Origin of the sequence: Pedobacter sp. GR22-6 (genome assembly GCF_037402555.1) — a bacterium.
Taxonomy (GTDB): Bacteria; Bacteroidota; Bacteroidia; order Sphingobacteriales; family Sphingobacteriaceae; genus Pedobacter.
This window is the reverse complement of the sequence record NZ_JBBEUC010000005.1, coordinates 242,256-257,602: the sequence shown is the minus strand read 5'-3', so window position 1 is coordinate 257,602 and position 15,347 is coordinate 242,256. Positions and strand designations below refer to the sequence as shown.

At 44.3% G+C, this 15,347-nt stretch carries 13 protein-coding genes; 4 read left to right on the top strand and 9 right to left on the bottom strand.

The features are described from left to right. Positions 1 to 4: 4 nt before the first annotated feature. Together WAE59_RS21810 and WAE59_RS21805 are read left to right on the top strand one after the other, a co-directional pair. Positions 5 to 1,771: a hypothetical protein gene (locus tag WAE59_RS21810; protein WP_337858110.1), complete on the top strand. Its 1,767-nt coding sequence runs from the start codon at positions 5 to 7 to the stop codon at positions 1,769 to 1,771. 14 nt (positions 1,772 to 1,785) lie between these two features. Continuing rightward, positions 1,786 to 3,348 carry a calcineurin-like phosphoesterase family protein gene (locus WAE59_RS21805; RefSeq protein ID WP_337858109.1) on the top strand — a complete coding sequence of 521 codons (1,563 nt, stop codon included), beginning with the start codon at positions 1,786 to 1,788 and terminating at the stop codon, positions 3,346 to 3,348. Between the two features lie 46 nt (positions 3,349 to 3,394). On the opposite strand, the gene WAE59_RS21800 is transcribed toward WAE59_RS21805, so the two are convergent. Beyond that, the gene (locus WAE59_RS21800; protein WP_337858108.1) at positions 3,395 to 4,849 is read right to left on the bottom strand and encodes an alpha-N-arabinofuranosidase; all 1,455 of its coding nucleotides are present in this window, start codon (positions 4,847 to 4,849) and stop codon (positions 3,395 to 3,397) included. Between the two features lie 102 nt (positions 4,850 to 4,951). Beyond that, positions 4,952 to 5,698 carry an outer membrane beta-barrel protein gene (locus WAE59_RS21795; protein ID WP_337858107.1) on the bottom strand — a complete coding sequence of 249 codons (747 nt, stop codon included), beginning with the start codon at positions 5,696 to 5,698 and terminating at the stop codon, positions 4,952 to 4,954. A gap of 154 nt (positions 5,699 to 5,852) precedes the next feature. Here WAE59_RS21795 and WAE59_RS21790 point away from each other — a divergent pair, with 154 nt between their 5' ends. Then, entirely contained in the window at positions 5,853 to 8,564 is a 2,712-nt protein-coding gene (locus tag WAE59_RS21790; protein ID WP_337858106.1) for a PQQ-dependent sugar dehydrogenase, read from the top strand. Between the two features lie 69 nt (positions 8,565 to 8,633). On the opposite strand, the gene WAE59_RS21785 is transcribed toward WAE59_RS21790, so the two are convergent. The 3 genes from WAE59_RS21785 to WAE59_RS21775 all read right to left on the bottom strand — a co-directional run bounded on the left by WAE59_RS21785 (position 8,634) and on the right by WAE59_RS21775 (position 10,149). After that, a complete protein-coding gene (locus WAE59_RS21785; protein WP_337858105.1) occupies positions 8,634 to 9,239 on the bottom strand; it encodes a superoxide dismutase in 606 nt (201 codons plus the stop codon). An 85-nt stretch (positions 9,240 to 9,324) separates the two neighbouring features. Then, entirely contained in the window at positions 9,325 to 9,798 is a 474-nt protein-coding gene (locus WAE59_RS21780; RefSeq protein WP_337858201.1) for a nucleoside deaminase, read from the bottom strand. 15 nt (positions 9,799 to 9,813) lie between these two features. Next, a complete protein-coding gene (locus WAE59_RS21775) occupies positions 9,814 to 10,149 on the bottom strand; it encodes a tRNA-binding protein (protein ID WP_337858200.1) in 336 nt (111 codons plus the stop codon). A gap of 213 nt (positions 10,150 to 10,362) precedes the next feature. Between WAE59_RS21775 and WAE59_RS21770 the strand changes: the two genes are divergently transcribed. After that, positions 10,363 to 11,547, top strand: a complete 1,185-nt coding sequence (locus WAE59_RS21770; protein ID WP_337858104.1) for a class I SAM-dependent rRNA methyltransferase — start codon at positions 10,363 to 10,365, stop codon at positions 11,545 to 11,547. Here the strand turns inward: WAE59_RS21770 and WAE59_RS21765 are convergent, their stop codons facing one another. The 4 genes from WAE59_RS21765 to WAE59_RS21750 all read right to left on the bottom strand — a co-directional run bounded on the left by WAE59_RS21765 (position 11,548) and on the right by WAE59_RS21750 (position 15,269). Further along, positions 11,548 to 11,787: a DUF6814 family protein gene (locus WAE59_RS21765; RefSeq protein WP_337858103.1), complete on the bottom strand. Its 240-nt coding sequence runs from the start codon at positions 11,785 to 11,787 to the stop codon at positions 11,548 to 11,550. 9 nt (positions 11,788 to 11,796) lie between these two features. Next, on the bottom strand, positions 11,797 to 13,332 hold the full coding sequence (locus tag WAE59_RS21760; RefSeq protein ID WP_337858102.1) for an MFS transporter: 1,536 nt from the start codon (positions 13,330 to 13,332) through the stop codon (positions 11,797 to 11,799). A gap of 77 nt (positions 13,333 to 13,409) precedes the next feature. Next, complete coding sequence (locus tag WAE59_RS21755; RefSeq protein WP_337858101.1) at positions 13,410 to 14,465, bottom strand: nucleoid-associated protein; 1,056 nt, start codon at positions 14,463 to 14,465, stop codon at positions 13,410 to 13,412. 12 nt (positions 14,466 to 14,477) lie between these two features. Continuing rightward, the gene (locus WAE59_RS21750; protein WP_337858100.1) at positions 14,478 to 15,269 is read right to left on the bottom strand and encodes a TerC family protein; all 792 of its coding nucleotides are present in this window, start codon (positions 15,267 to 15,269) and stop codon (positions 14,478 to 14,480) included. Between the last annotated feature and the right edge of the window lie 78 nt (positions 15,270 to 15,347).

Sequence of the window (15,347 nt, the reverse complement as noted above, 5' to 3'; positions counted from 1 at the left end):
TGCGATGAAAAATATTCAAAAAATTTCCTTTCTGCTGATGTTGATCTTCCTGACTGCAGCGGGATGTAAAAAAGACCCCATTATGTATAGTAAAGGTATAGAGTCCTTTACACTGGTTGAAAAAAATGCCGCAGGTGTAGTGCTAAAGGAATATCCGGGGAGTATAACAAATGATGAGATCCTGGTATCCCTTCCTATAGAGGTTGACGTCACAAAACTAATTGTAGACTTCAAAACTGAAAATCCAAGAACAATTGTTCAGGTGGGTAACGAAGTTCAGGAGCCAGGATTAACAGAACAGGACTTCTCACATCCTTTAGCTTTCAGGATAAAAGCAGAGGACAAGAGCACACGTACTTATCAGGTTAGGGTAGAGAAGAAAATTGCACTGGAATCCTTTGGCTTTTACAAAGCCGACAATCCTGTATTACAGGACGATTATAAAGGAATCATCCGCGGAACGAAGATTGAAATTCCTGTACCTGAATCGATCGACCTGACAAAACTCGTTGCGAGATTTAAAACGACGACTGGTGCATCATTAAAAATCGGAGCAACGGCTCAACAAAGTCAGGTAAGTGTCAACGACTTTAGCAATCCCATTGAATATCTATTTTCTGATCCTGCACTGCAGATGGCTGAGCCGATCAAATTCACCGCATCGATATCGTTTATCGGCCCGAAATGGTGGATCATCGGAGAAAGCAACATCATTGTACCGACTACGAGTGACCTTAAGATGGCCATCAACCCCATCACCAAATATCCATACCTAGTCTATTACAGATCGGGAAAGGATGAGCAGGGAAATACTATCGCTACAGAGAACAGAAAAGCTGCCGTCATCAGTTATACAGGATCGACCTGGACTTACCTTGGGGCCTCAACTGGAATTTCAGAGGCAAGGGCGGTGGGCACTCAAATTTCCTTTGATGACGAGGGTAATCCTTATATTGGGTATAACGACTATAGCGACAGTCAGCAAAAAGGAACTGTGCTTAAATATGAAAACAACAAATGGGCGCCAGTCGGTGCAAAGTATTTTACACCAATGAAGCTGGATAAGTTCTCTTTTGCCATAGGCGAAAATAGCCAGCCGATAGTAGCGGTTTCAACTGGAACTGCAATAACAGGATATGCACGTCGTGCGATTTATGTTTCGGGTTTCATCACGGGTCAGTGGAACAACATGACACCAGCGATCGCGAACCCATTGATTGGCGCTGTATCTGCTTTTAGGGGGCTAGACGGAAAAAGTTACCTCGCCGTACTTGATAGAAACAGCAATTTAAGCATGTATAAGCTGGTAAATGGCGTTTGGACGGCCGTTGGCCCTACTGGCTTCAGGGCAGCTGATAACTTGGCTCCCTATACGTCGGTAATTGGCGCTGCAAGTGCAACAGGAGAAGTTTATATCGGATACCAAACTGTAGTTTCCAGTCAGCGCCTGAACCGCATACTTAAGTTCAACAAAGTAAGTGCTGTCTGGGAAGAACTCGGGTCTGCCGGAAACAGCCAGGGCGAAGATGAAAAATATGCATTAGCCATAGACCCAAGCGGAAAACTGTACTTCGCTTTTGGGAATAACTCGGGTTTGTACTTCCGGACGTTTAACGAAGCTACAAATAACTGGAACACGCAACGATTAGTGGTATCAGGTAAAATCAACGGCTTTGACCTCCAGGTTTCCTCCGATGCTATTCCCTATATCGCGGTGAGTACAGCAGGTGACAACAAAACTACAGTATACAAATACACGACTACAAAGTAAGCAATATTCAACTTATGAAATTAAGACTAGTAGTAGTATTAGCGATGATCTTTGTGCAAGTGAAGGCACAAACAGTGGCATCCGGCTACGTATACCATGACAGCAACAACAACGGCAAAAAAGATCCCAATGAAAAAGGGATTGCCCGCATTGCGGTCAGCAATGGACAGGAAGTTACACTAACAGATGCGAAGGGCTTTTACAAGCTCCCTATTGCTGAAGACAATATGATCAGCGTGATTAAACCCACAGGATATCAGGTTCCTTTGAATGCAGATAACCTGCCGCAGTATTTTTACAACCACAAGCCGAAGGGCTCTCCGGTGCTAAAATACAAGGGTGTAGCCCCTACCGGCCCTCTGCCAAAGTCTGTGGATTTTGCTTTAAGAACCCATAAAGAAAATGACAACTACACTGCGCTGATTTTTGGTGACCCACAGGTCTATAACGAAGAACAGGTGGATTACTTCGTCCGCGATGTTATTAAGGAAGTAGAGGGCGTTAAAAACGTTTGCTTCGGCATCAGTATGGGGGATGAGGTAGGCGATAAGCTGGATCTGTTTCCTTCCTATACCGCAGCCGTGAGGCGGGTAGGTATTCCATGGTACAACATGATAGGCAATCACGACCTGGATATGGATGCGAAAGACGACTTGTTTTCAGACGAATCTTTCGAAGCTCATTTTGGCCCTGCTACCTATGCCTTTAACTATGGGAAAGTGCACTTTATCGTGCTCGACGATGTGTTGTACCCAGATCCGAGAGATGGCCGTGGTTACTACGGAGGCCTCAGGGAAGATCAGTTGAAGTTTGTAGAAAACGACCTGAAGTATGTACCCAAAGATTACCTGATCGTGATGACCATGCACATCCCGATGAGCGAGCCGGAATTTCTTTTTAGCTCAGCAACCAGGAAAAGGTTGTTCAATGCCATCAAAGATTTCCCTCATACGCTGTCCATTTCTGCACACACGCACATGCAGCGCCAGGATTTTTATGTCAGGGGAACGGAATGGCTGCAGGATAAACCACATCACCATTTCAATATAGGAACTGCATCCGGCGATTTCTATTCAGGCTTGAGCGATAAAAATGGCACACCGATCTCTACCATGCGGGACGGTACACCAAAAGGCTATGGTTTCATTCATTTTAAGGGAAACCAATATGTAATCGACTATAAGGTAGCAGGTAAAGATGCCAGCGAACAGATGAGGATCACAGTTCCGGAAAAATTGACCAAAAACAGCGACAGCATTGCAGAGGTATGCGTCAATTTCTATACCGGAGCGAAGGACAATAAGGTACAATACAGGATAGATAACGGGGACTGGAAACCAATGGAGCAGCGTTTTGAATTTGACCCTTTCTACCTGGCAGAGGTCGCCGAATGGAAGCGTATTACAGACAAGACGAAGAAAGCCAGAAGACCTTCCAATCCCGCTAAAAGCACGCATTTATGGAAAGGTATTTTGCCTTCGGACCTAAGCCCGGGAACCCACGCTATCGAAGTGAAGGCAGTAGATGTATTTGGCCGCTCTTTTTCTCAAAGGAGCAGTTATACGATTGTTGAGTAATTTAAAACATCCCGAAGCAGAATGACTGCTCCGGGATGTTTTTCTATCAGTTAAGGGTGAGCATCACCACACTTTTTGCAGGGATCTGCACCGTTTTACCTTTTGCGGCAAAGTCTTTCAATACGATCTTATTTTTATTTTCAAAGGTATTGTAGTCAGACACATTTGCTGAACTTAGGATTTTCCCTGATAACACCTCTGAATCCAAATTTACATTAACGTTGGCTGTCAGAGAAGTGTTCACTATGCTTACATGCACAACGCCTTTGGCATCTCTGGAGGCACTGACATTCAAATCAGGATGCGAAATGTCTGTCTTGACCAACGTGGCGTCCTGATGCACTTTATACAGGTCGAAAATATAATAGGTTGGCGTGAGCAACATCTGATCTCCCTTCGTTAAGATCACCGACTGAATTACGTTTACGGTCTGCGCAAGGTTGGCCATTTTTACGCGCTCTGCATGGTTATTGAATACGTTCAGGGTAAGACCAGCAACCAGCGCATCACGCAGGGTATTCTGCTGGTACATAAAGCTTGGGTTGGTTCCGGCCTCTACATCAGCCCAGACACCCCATTCATCAACCACCAGAGCTACTTTTTTCCCTTTATCGTATTTATCCATGATCGCCGAATGTTTGGTTACGATCTCTTCAATTCTTTTTGCCTGCTTAATAGAAGTTTGGTATTCTGCTTCATTGAAATCTGTGGCCTTACCCCTTGGCTCCCACCGTCCACTCGGAAAGGTATAGTAATGCAGCGATAAACCCCACATGCTCCTGCCCGGGATATTTTTCATCAATACCTCTGTCCAGTTGTAATCATCGATATTGGCTCCGCCTGCAATCTTCTTCAACGGGGCGCCCGGATAGCTCATACAGAAGGTCTCATACTGCTTATACAGATCGGCATAATACTCGGGCCGCATGTTTCCTCCACAGCCCCAACTTTCATTTCCTACTCCCCAGAAAGGAACTTTAAAGGGCTCAGGATGTCCATTTTTTGCGCGGAGTGCCGATAAGGTACTCTTGCCTCCATAGTTCAGGTATTCGATCCAGTCTTTCATTTCCTGCGGATTTCCAGTTCCGACGTTTCCGGCCAAGTAAGGATCACAACCAATGAGGCTGCAAAGCTCCAGAAATTCATGCGTACCGAAGGAATTGTCTTCGGGTACCATGCCCCAGGTGGTGTTGATGCCTATGGGTCTCGAGACTTTGGTGCCGATTCCATCGCGCCAATGGTATTGGTCGGCAAAACATCCGCCAGGCCAGCGCAAATTGGGTACTTTGATTTCCTTCAAAGCTTTAACAATATCCATCCTGATCTTTCCATTTCGGTAAAATCCATCGTAAATACTTCTGCCCAGGTGCTCAGCAAACTGTCCATAAATGTGTTTGGATATGATCACGTCGGTTTTCTGAAGTTTCAAATCTGCTGATTCCTGTGAAAAAGCAAGGTATGGGCCTGCCAGCAGCCATAAAGTGGCAAATAGTTTTTTCATTATATCTGGTTTTCTCTCAGACAAAGCTAAGTCATACCACAAAAACTCATGATTCGATATTAACCCATCATCACCTTATTTTAACCCTGGGTCCGACAAACATTAAAACCTGAGCCCAAGCCCGATAGAGCAGGTCAGCATTGCGGTCTTCAAATTATTGCCATTGGCTGCTACATCTTTTTTAAAAACAGGCAGCATGGTATAGCTCATTCTGAAATCCCCAAGAGGCGACACGCTGCGGGTATTGTGCTCACCGACTTTGATCCCCAGCAGAATACTATTGTTGAAATGATTGACGTTATCCAGCCGGCTTTTTTCATTAACGGCTCGTCGCCCTGAAGCATCTATTGATTCCGCATACCTTACTTTCGTAGTGGCACGAACAGAGATCGCAGGTGCCATCCCCGCATACGCAGCGACATAAGTTCTGCTATCAGGATCAGCGAAATTGTAGTTTACGGTGATCGGAAACTCCAGGTAAGCCAGGTTGTAATTGAAATAATTGTAGGCCTGCTGTTCATTCCCTTCCTCATCATAAGTAACCACATAGTCGTTTTTCTCCCGATGTGCCATCCCCCTGGAGCTATACAATACCTCGGCGCCGATACTAAACCGATTCGAGATGCTTCCTTCCGCGGTTAAACCACCAAATCCGGAAGCATGGAAAAAACGCCTGAAATAGTCGAGTCTGGCACGCTGGGCAGGACCAAAGGGTTCTACCGTACGGGTAAAAAGCGAAGCGTTGAACCCTCCCTTGATGCCAAATTTTACTTTACGTTCAAATGGGTCCTGGGCATGTGCATACAGCCCATAGAAGAGCAAGACGCTCAAAATAGATGTAAATTTCATAACGGTTATATTTGTGTGTAATCTAATTTATGAAATAAAAATCCATTGGCTGATTTTACCCCATCATTATCTGATCTTCGCATAATGATGTTACAAAACATAGATATCTGAGAATACTCTTATTTTTGGTACAAAATCAAAATTGAAACCATTCATGTTCCAAATCAAACCCGCAAAACTCTACCTGACCATAGTGTCGGCTGTTGCGATTACTTCAGCTCTACTTGCCTTTAAGACGGGAAGTACAGATGCAAAACATGCTTTAAAGCCGCTGGACACGGTTAAAAGCAGTCTTAAAAAACCAGAAGACAACAGATTTACAAAAACTATTCTATCCAATGACCTGAATGAACCCATAGAGCTTTCCCTGGCCCCTGACGGCAGGGTCTTCTTTGTGGAGCGTGCCGGAAATTTCTATGTATATAACCCGGCAACGAAAAAAACTTCCCTGATTTATAAATTCCCTGTCAAGGCGGTTGACAAATACCTGAACGGTATGCTGGGCATGACCATAGATCCTGATTTTGCCAGCAACAACTACCTGTACTTTTTCTACACCGCATCTGCAGGTAATCAGTACAAACAGCACATTTCACGCTTTAAGATCAGCAAAACCAGTGTGCTGGACCTGAAATCGGAAAAAGTGATCATTGAGGTACCCATAGACCTGGAGGTAAGTGCACATACCGGGGGCTCCATGGCCTGGGACAAGGACAAAAACCTATTCATCTCTACCGGTGACAACACTGTTCCATTTGAATCTCAAGGTTATGCCCCCATAGACAGACGTCCAAACCGCGTAAACTATACCGCCGAACGTTCGGCAGGAAATACCAATGACCTTCGTGGCAAGATCCTCAGGATTCATCCCGAAGCAGATGGCAGTTATACCATTCCTGAGGGAAACCTCTTCCCAAAAGGGACAGAGAAGACCAGACCTGAAATTTATGTGATGGGCTGCAGAAATCCTTACCGGATTTCTGTTGATGCCGCTACGGGCTACTTGTACTGGGGTGAAGTAGGTCCGGATGCCGGTACCGATGCTGCTCAGGGTGTACGTGGATATGATGAATTCAATCAGGCTAAAAAAGCCGGAAACTATGGCTGGCCGTATGTCATTGGCAATAACATCCCTTATAAGGAATTTGATTTTGCCACTAAAGCTGTGGGCGCAAGTTTCGACCTCAATGGTACTGAGAACAACTCGCCTTACAATACCGGACTACAAAAACTGCCTGCAGCGCAAAAACCCTTAGTGGCTTATCCCTACAATAAATCGGAAGAATATCCTTTCCTTGGTGAGGGAGGCAGATGTGCCATGTCAGGGCCTGTATACCACTATGATCCGGCGATAAAGGCTACTGGCAAAATGCCTGAGTATTACGATAAAGCGCTGTTTGTATACGACTGGATGCGCAATTGGATTTTCGCCATGCGCCTGGATGAGAACCAGAATTACAAAAGCATGGAGCCTTTTATGGAAAGCAATGGCGACTTCAGGCGCCCTATGGATATTGAGGTGGGACCTGACGGCTCTTTATACATCCTGGAATACGGATCTGTATATGGCATAGACAATGTGGATGCGAGGCTGGTGAGGATTGATTTCAACGGAGGCAACCGCGCGCCTTTCGCAAAGATTGCTACAAACGATACCATAGGACTTGCACCTTATAAAGTTTCCTTCGCCTCAAAAAGTTACGACAATGATACCGGTGACAAACTGAGCTACCAATGGACTTTCGAAGGTGGTAAAGTAGGATCTACAGCGGAAAATCCAGAGCACACTTTTAAGAAGAATGGCATTTACAAGGTTTTGTTGAAAGTGACCGATCAGTCCGGAAAATTTTCAACTACCTCTAAAGTTATAAAAGTGGGCAATACGATGCCACAGGTCGCCATCAACACCAGTAGCAATAGCACCTTCTTTTTCCCCAAAGCATCGGCTTTTAGTTACAATGTAGTGGTAAAAGACAGAGAAGACAAGGTGATCAGCCCGGCGAGGCTAAAAGTGAGCATGAACTATATTGCTAAAGTGGCGAGCACACAGGCCCTGATAGGACATCAGGAAATCAGCCCGACTTACAATTTCGGTAAATCGCTGATCGCTAAAAGTGACTGTAAAGCCTGTCACCAGGTAAATGCCAAATCCGTTGGTCCCTCATTCATGCAGGTAGCCAAGCGTTATGCAACTAATAAATCTGCAGTGACTGTGTTATCCAAAAAAATCATTGCCGGTGGTGGCGGGGTTTGGGGCGAACATTCCATGAGCGCCCATCCCCAACTGAGCAGGGACGATGCCAGCGAGATGGTGAAATACATCCTCTCTTTGACTGCAACGGCGGCTAACCCGGCCTTACCAAAACAAGGCAGCACAACATTGAACAAACACCTGACCACAAGGGATCAGGGCAGGTACGTATTCACGGCTTCCTATACAGACAATGGCGGAGCGATTACACCACTAACGAAAAAAGAGACCATCTTGTTGCGTCCGGCAAAAGTACAGGCAGAAGATGCAGACCTGCTAAACAATGTACAACGGAGCGAAACCTATCTGGGCAGCATCCATAACGGTTCCTATTTTGTGTTCAAAAACATCGACCTGAAGAACATCTCCCGGTTAACCTACAACTATGCCTCTGCACAGCACAACGGTACGATAGAAGTGCATATAGATTCAGCGGAAGGACTACTGATCAGTACGGTGGATTTCAGTACAACTGGGGACTGGAAAAAATATGTAGATCTAAATGCCCAGATTAAGAATCCTGGTGGAAGGCATGACCTCTATTTTGTGGTGAAAAAAGCGTCGAAGCCAAATAATGACCTGATCAGTATCGATTGGATCAATTTCGCACAGTAAGGTAAAGGCAATGCATAAAAAAGGCCCCGCTGCGATGCAACGGGGCCTTTTTTATAGCTAATTTTAAGATTAAGCTTTTTTGAAACGCTCAGCTACAGCATCCCAGTTTACTACATTCCAGAAAGCAGCAATGTAATCAGGACGTTTGTTTTGGTATTTCAGGTAATAAGCATGTTCCCATACATCCATACCCAAAATAGGAGTACCTTTTACTTCAGCGATATCCATTAAAGGGTTATCTTGATTTGGTGTAGAAGAAACTACCAGTTTTTTATCGGCACCAACACTTAACCAAGCCCATCCGGAACCAAAACGTGTAGCACCTGCTTCTGCAAATTTAGTTTTGAAGTCTGCAAATGAACCAAAAGCAGCATTGATTGCATCAGCCAGTGCACCTTTAGGTTCACCACCTTTGTTTGGACCAATTACTTCCCAGAACAAGGAGTGGTTATAGTGACCACCACCGTTGTTTCTTACTGCAGCAGGGAATTTAGAGATATTTTTAACGATTTCTTCAATGCTTTGGCTTGCCTCAGGTTTGCCTTCCAATGCCTTGTTCAGGTTGGTTACATAAGCCTGGTGGTGTTTACCATGGTGGATTTCCATAGTTTGTTTATCGATATGCGGTTCTAATGCATCTGTTGCGTACGGTAACGCAGGTAATTCAAAAGCCATATTTATTTATTTTAAAAATTAAAACTTGTTTTTCAAGACAAATATAACATTCGGGGGTTAAGTTTTGTTCTTTCCTTTGTAAAGTTTAGCCTCTTTTGTTGAGAAAGAACCTGGTCATCAGTTCTCCGCATTCATCGGACAGTACTCCTCCTTTTAAATTTGTTTTTGGATGCAACAATTGCGCTCCTTTGGTACTGAAGCCACGCTTTGGCTCTGCTGCGCCATAGACAAGGCGGCCCAATTGTGTCCAGTAGCTCGCTCCGGCACACATCACACAAGGCTCGATGGTAACATACAGCGTACAGTCTTTCAAGTATTTTCCACCCAAAGTTTGCGCTGCGGCAGTAAAAGCCTGCATTTCAGCATGGGCTGTGACATCATTCAGCTGCTCGGTAAGGTTATAGCCGCGACCTACGATGCGGCCTTTACAGACGACGATGGCCCCGATAGGGATCTCTTCTGCCTTATAGGCTTTCTGTGCCTCCTGCAAAGCCATACGCATATAATGCTCATCTTCCGCTGCCGGGTTCTCTTCTTCTGAAAAATTATAAAAGCTCATGTCCAAAGATAGCATTTATATCATTTTACTTCCATTGGGCACCTTCCCTTTGAGCGTGCAAAGCACAATATGACCATTTTCATCTGCGAAGCCAGTGACCAAAAATTCCGACATAAACTTGCCGATCTGTTTTTTGGGGAAATTAACGACTCCAATTATTTGCTGACCGACCAGTTCTTCTTTAGTGTAATGACTTGTGATCTGGGCACTACTCATCTTAATGCCCAATTCGCCAAAATCAACTTTTAGTTTGTATGCCGGTTTACGAGCCTCCGGGAAATCAAAAACCTCAAGGATCGTTCCTGCACGCAATTCCACTTTTTCAAAGTCGGCCCAATTTATTTCTTCCATCATAGGGCTAAAAGTATCAAATTTAGTTTTCTCAGGAAAATCTTGAGCTCTTGCTTTTTTCAGCGAAAGATGCAGCCTGCGAAGAGAATGCTCAATTTTTCATTCCTTTTTCTAAAATTTAGTTTTCTAAGAGCAGGCCTAAGCGGTTTCGCTTTTTCAGCGAAAGATGCAGCCTGCGAAGAGAATGCTCAATTTTTCCTTTACTTTTGCATCATGATTGAGGTAATACTGAAAAAAGGCAAAGAAAAAGCAGCTGTGCTGCGCCACCCATGGATTTTCTCCGGAGCACTCGACAAAGTGAAAGGCAAACCCTTAAATGGAGAAGTAGTGGCAGTAAGGTCGGCCGATAAAGAATTTCTTGCTTACGCTTATTACCACGACCAATCCAGGGTCGCATTGCGCCTCCTGGAATGGAACGAAGAAACGATCATTGATAAGGCATGGTATAGCCAAAAAATAAAGCAAGCAATTGCCTCACGTTCACACCTGCTGAGCGAAGAGACCAATACTTGTCGTCTGGTATTCAGCGAGGCTGATATCCTTCCCGGCCTGATCGTCGACAAATACGCGGATTTCTTATCCCTGCAAGTATTGAGCGCAGGTATAGACGCGGTACAGAGCGACATTATAGAAATCCTGATCGCAGAATTAAATCCTAAAGGAATATTTGACAAGAGCGATGCCGGCGCAAGAAAACACGAAAACCTGGAGCCTGTACAAGGATTATTATGGGGTGAGACTCCTCCTGAGTTTATAGAAGTAAAAGAAAATGGCATCAAATACCACATCAACATTGCCGATGGCCAGAAATCCGGATTTTATTGTGACCAGCGGGACAACAGGATGATCCTTGCCGAATACACAAAAGAGAAAACCGTATTGGATTGCTTTTGCTATAGTGGTGGCTTTTCATTAAACAGCCTGAACCATGGCGCGACCCACGTAACCAGTGTAGACAGTTCCGGTCTGGCCATAGAAACCCTACAACATAATTTGGGACTGAACGGCTTTGCTGCCGACAAACAAAACAGTATACAATCTGATGTTAATAAACAACTGAGGACATTCAAAGAAGAAGGAAGAAAATTTGACGTCATTGTATTGGATCCGCCTAAATATGCACCTTCCCGTTCTGCGCTTGATCGTGCAGCAAGAGCATACAAAGACCTCAACAGGCTGGGCATGCTGCTACTCGAAAGCGGGGGCATACTGGCTACTTTCTCCTGCTCAGGAGCGGTAGATATGGAAACCTTTAAGCAGATCATTGCCTGGGCTGCATTGGATGCAGGTAAGGAAGTCCAGATCATCAAACAATTCCATCAGCCGGAAGACCATCCGGTAAGGATTTCCTTTCCGGAAGGCGAATACCTGAAAGGTTTGTTGCTCCGCGTCTTGTAATTAGTCTTCGGGGAGTTGATCATACTCCCCTTTCATGGCGTAGTACCCAAAAATGACCAATCCAGCACTGATGGGAATAAAGATGAACAATATAATCCCCCATTGCAGGGCAGTATTTGTTTTAGCCACTCCTTCCGCTGCGAGGCCTACCTTTTCTATGGCCTGCATGAACATAAATATAATGGATGCGGGGCCCAATACGATCCACAATAATCCTAATGCTTTCTTTAATCCGTTCATAACCTTATTTTATGATTCAGCCTCTCCGTGGTCGGGCTTTTTGTTTGACAAATAAACAGCTCCAATAACAAAACTCAATGCGGCGATACCGATTGGATACCATAAACCAGATAATGGCGTGGAACCGGAGAAACTGGCTATCAGTGTAGCAATGAAGGGCACCAGTCCGCCAAACACCCCATTACCAACATGATATGGCAGGGACATCGAAGTATACCTGATCTTGGTAGGGAACAGCTCTACCAGGAAAGCTGCAATAGGGCCATAAACCATTGTGACCAGTAAGATTTGAAAAAAGATCAGCGCAACAAATTTCCAGAATACTGGTGTGGACAATTTTTTATCAATAAAACTATCAGGATGGGCAATTGCTGGTTTACTGGCATCTGCATATTGTGTATGTGACTGAACTTTGGTGAAAGAAGCGCCATCTTGCAAGCTAACCATAAAACTGGCAGAAATCAAACTGTCCTGTGTACCCTCAATCAAACGCTTACTCACCACAGGACCGGAAACTTCTTTAATATCTTGCTGTGTCACCCTGCTGAAATCTGTGTCATCTAGGAAAACCTGATAAATCGGCCGGTAAAAAATAATCCCCAGTAGCATACCTGTGAGCATGATCCATTTCCGACCTACTTTATCACTCCAGGAACCGAAGATGACGAAAAATGGAGTTGCAAAGGCAATTCCCCATAAAAGAATGTACCTGGAATCATTGAAATCAACTTTACAGGTATTTTCTATGAAAGACTGTGCATAGAATTGCCCTGTGTACCAGATCACGCCCTGACCCATGGTAGCACCAAACAGGGCAAGCAATACCATTTTGAAATTGGCCTTGTGACTGAAACTTTCCTTTAGTGGGTTTTTAGAAATATTGCCTTCTGTCTTCAGTTTGGTGAACATGGGTGATTCATGCATTTTCATCCGGATGTAGATGGACACCCCTACCAGTAAGATAGACAAGAGAAAAGGCACCCTCCAGCCCCAGTCTGCAAAACCCTCGGCCCCGATGATGTTTTTGGTCAGTACGATAATGCCAAGAGAAAGGAACAGTCCGCCTGTGGCTGTGGTCTGGATCCAACTGGTAAAGAATCCTCTTTTATGTGCTGGCGCATGCTCTGCTACGTAGGTCGCTGCGCCACCATATTCTCCTCCGAGGGCGAGTCCCTGAATGAGGCGCAGTATGAGTACTAGGATGGGAGCTGCATAGCCGATACTGGAATAGGAGGGTATCAATCCGATCAGGAAGGTGGAACCTCCCATGAGGACTAAGGTAAGCAGGAAGGTATATTTCCTGCCAATCAGGTCACCTAGGCGCCCAAATACGAGGGCTCCAAATGGCCGGACAATAAATCCTGCTGCAAAAATGGCCAGGGTATTGATCAGTGCAGAGGCGCCCGCATCTGCAGGAAACAATTGTGCCCCAATGATGGTAGCCAGGCTACCGAAGATGTAGAAATCATACCATTCGATCAGCGTGCCCAATGAAGAGGCACCGATCACCTTGAAAATACTGCTTTGTTGTGGTTCCCGGCTCATGTAAGTAATTGGAATATTTGGCTTTAGAAATAAAGCTACAATTTATTCTCAATTATGCACACGCGGTGCTTAAAAAATTATTCTTCTTCTTTAAAATAAACTTTATAATAGTTCATGTACTTCTCATCGTCGAAGCCCTTTTCTATCAACTCCTTATCTCCATGGATATAGATATGAAAGTTCTTATCGAGTTTAAGTACGCTTTTAAATACCCTGGCCTGCTTTTTTACCGCAGCTCCGGAGATGTCGAAGCTATCTGGTATCGGTGCATCGAACTCTTCTTCGTAGTTTTTTTTAAAGTTTTTGAAGGATGCTATTCCTTCTTCATTTCCGATAACTTCATTTGAGAATTCTTCCAGATCAAAGCTTTCCTTTTCCTTGAAATATTTCATTGATTTATTGAGCAGATCAATCTTATCTGCTTTAGAGATTTCAAAATCCTGATCCAGCTTCTCAGTAACGAAGGTCTTGTAAACGCCAAGGACATTATTGGTTTGGTTGAAATTGTCATTTCTGATCCTCAGTTTCAGGAACTCATCTTTCCAATAAACAGCCTCTGTACCCCTGTTGGTATGGTCTATTACAGCGACACAAAAGCCTTCTTCCTTGTCTGTATTGAAGATCAGGCAACCTTTGTCCAATTTGTTGATGTTGATCGCATCCTGCTCATAGCTCAGTGCAAAGCCACTATTTTCGGGATAGACTTTCAAATAGGTTTCCTTGGTCTCCGATTTGAAGATCCCAATCGCATCATGTAGTTCACCTTCAATCTGCACGTTTTCAAAATAAGCCAGGTAAAGTTCTCCTGATTTGATTTTAGGATGCCCGGAAACTTCGTAAAGGTACTTCGCAAGTTCTTTACTGTTTTCGTGGAAGGTTTCTCCGTTCTCAAAGATCCCCGCAGCAAAGTGATAGACTTCATTCAGGTTCAGGTCCGAATTGGGATGAAAAAACCGATAGACTTCATTTACTTTCTCATAAGGCCCCAAAAAGTATTGTTGCAGCAAATTACTCAGCATACTGTCCTGAATGGCTACTGATGTTTCGGACAATACGTAAAATTCGTCCTGGGATTTATTTCCGATCCTATGGATGGAAAGTTCTGCCAGGGAGGCTTCAAAAAAAGAGATCATGAAATGGTTTTACTATTTTTCGGTTTGTTCTTTGTGTGGCGTATTTTTCAGCTTAATGGGCTTCTCTGTATTTTTCTTCATTTTCAGATTGAGCATTTCTACCAGAATAGAGAACGCCATGGCAAAATAAATGTAACCTTTGGGAATATGCTGGTCCAGGCCTTCTGCGAGCAGAGAAACACCGATCAGTAGTAGAAAGGAGAGGGCAAGCATCTTAACTGTAGGGTGATTATTGACGAAGTCACTGATCGCGCTGGCCGAAATCATCATGATAATGACTGCAATCATTACCGCAGCAATCATAATCTCTACATGCTCTGCCATCCCTACTGCGGTAATTACAGAATCCAGCGAGAACACGATATCCAGAAGAAGTATTTGAACAATGACGCCGGAAAACGAATAAACTTTCCCTTTCAGTTCTTTCTCTTCTTCGCTTTCCAGTTTATCATGGATTTCATGGGTGCTTTTATAGATGAGGAATAATCCACCAATGATGAGGATGAGGTCACGACCCGATATAGCCAGCTTTTCCAGCCATTCCTGACTGCTGACATTAAACCAGGCGCCGATGTTGAATAGCGGGGTAGTCAATGTCATGACCCAGGTCAGCGACAATAAGAGTAGTATCCTGGTAATCATAGCAAGACCTAAGCCCAGCTGACGGCCTTTTTTCTGTTGATGGGCAGGCAGTTTACCTGACAGGATCGAAATAAAAATGATGTTATCTATTCCTAATACAATTTCAAGGACGGTTAAAGTCAGGAGAGAAATCCAGGCTTCAGGACTACTTAAAAATTCCATATGGTAAATTTTTCTTGGCGCTAAGATATAAAAAAAGCTTGCTGAATCATCAACAAGCTTCCGGTGTGTTTGGTTTAG

Excerpts from the sequence above, each read along its gene's own strand:
- WAE59_RS21810 (WP_337858110.1), top strand. The coding sequence starts at position 5 with ATGAAAAATATTCAAAAAATTTCCTTTCTGCTGATGTTGATCTTCCTG.
- WAE59_RS21805 (WP_337858109.1), top strand. The coding sequence starts at position 1,786 with ATGAAATTAAGACTAGTAGTAGTATTAGCGATGATCTTTGTGCAAGTG.
- WAE59_RS21800 (WP_337858108.1), bottom strand. The coding sequence starts at position 4,849 with ATGAAAAAACTATTTGCCACTTTATGGCTGCTGGCAGGCCCATACCTT.
- WAE59_RS21795 (WP_337858107.1), bottom strand. The coding sequence starts at position 5,698 with ATGAAATTTACATCTATTTTGAGCGTCTTGCTCTTCTATGGGCTGTAT.
- WAE59_RS21790 (WP_337858106.1), top strand. The coding sequence starts at position 5,853 with ATGTTCCAAATCAAACCCGCAAAACTCTACCTGACCATAGTGTCGGCT.
- WAE59_RS21785 (WP_337858105.1), bottom strand. The coding sequence starts at position 9,239 with ATGGCTTTTGAATTACCTGCGTTACCGTACGCAACAGATGCATTAGAA.
- WAE59_RS21780 (WP_337858201.1), bottom strand. The coding sequence starts at position 9,798 with ATGAGCTTTTATAATTTTTCAGAAGAAGAGAACCCGGCAGCGGAAGAT.
- WAE59_RS21775 (WP_337858200.1), bottom strand. The coding sequence starts at position 10,149 with ATGGAAGAAATAAATTGGGCCGACTTTGAAAAAGTGGAATTGCGTGCA.
- WAE59_RS21770 (WP_337858104.1), top strand. The coding sequence starts at position 10,363 with ATGATTGAGGTAATACTGAAAAAAGGCAAAGAAAAAGCAGCTGTGCTG.
- WAE59_RS21765 (WP_337858103.1), bottom strand. The coding sequence starts at position 11,787 with ATGAACGGATTAAAGAAAGCATTAGGATTATTGTGGATCGTATTGGGC.
- WAE59_RS21760 (WP_337858102.1), bottom strand. The coding sequence starts at position 13,332 with ATGAGCCGGGAACCACAACAAAGCAGTATTTTCAAGGTGATCGGTGCC.
- WAE59_RS21755 (WP_337858101.1), bottom strand. The coding sequence starts at position 14,465 with ATGATCTCTTTTTTTGAAGCCTCCCTGGCAGAACTTTCCATCCATAGG.
- WAE59_RS21750 (WP_337858100.1), bottom strand. The coding sequence starts at position 15,269 with ATGGAATTTTTAAGTAGTCCTGAAGCCTGGATTTCTCTCCTGACTTTA.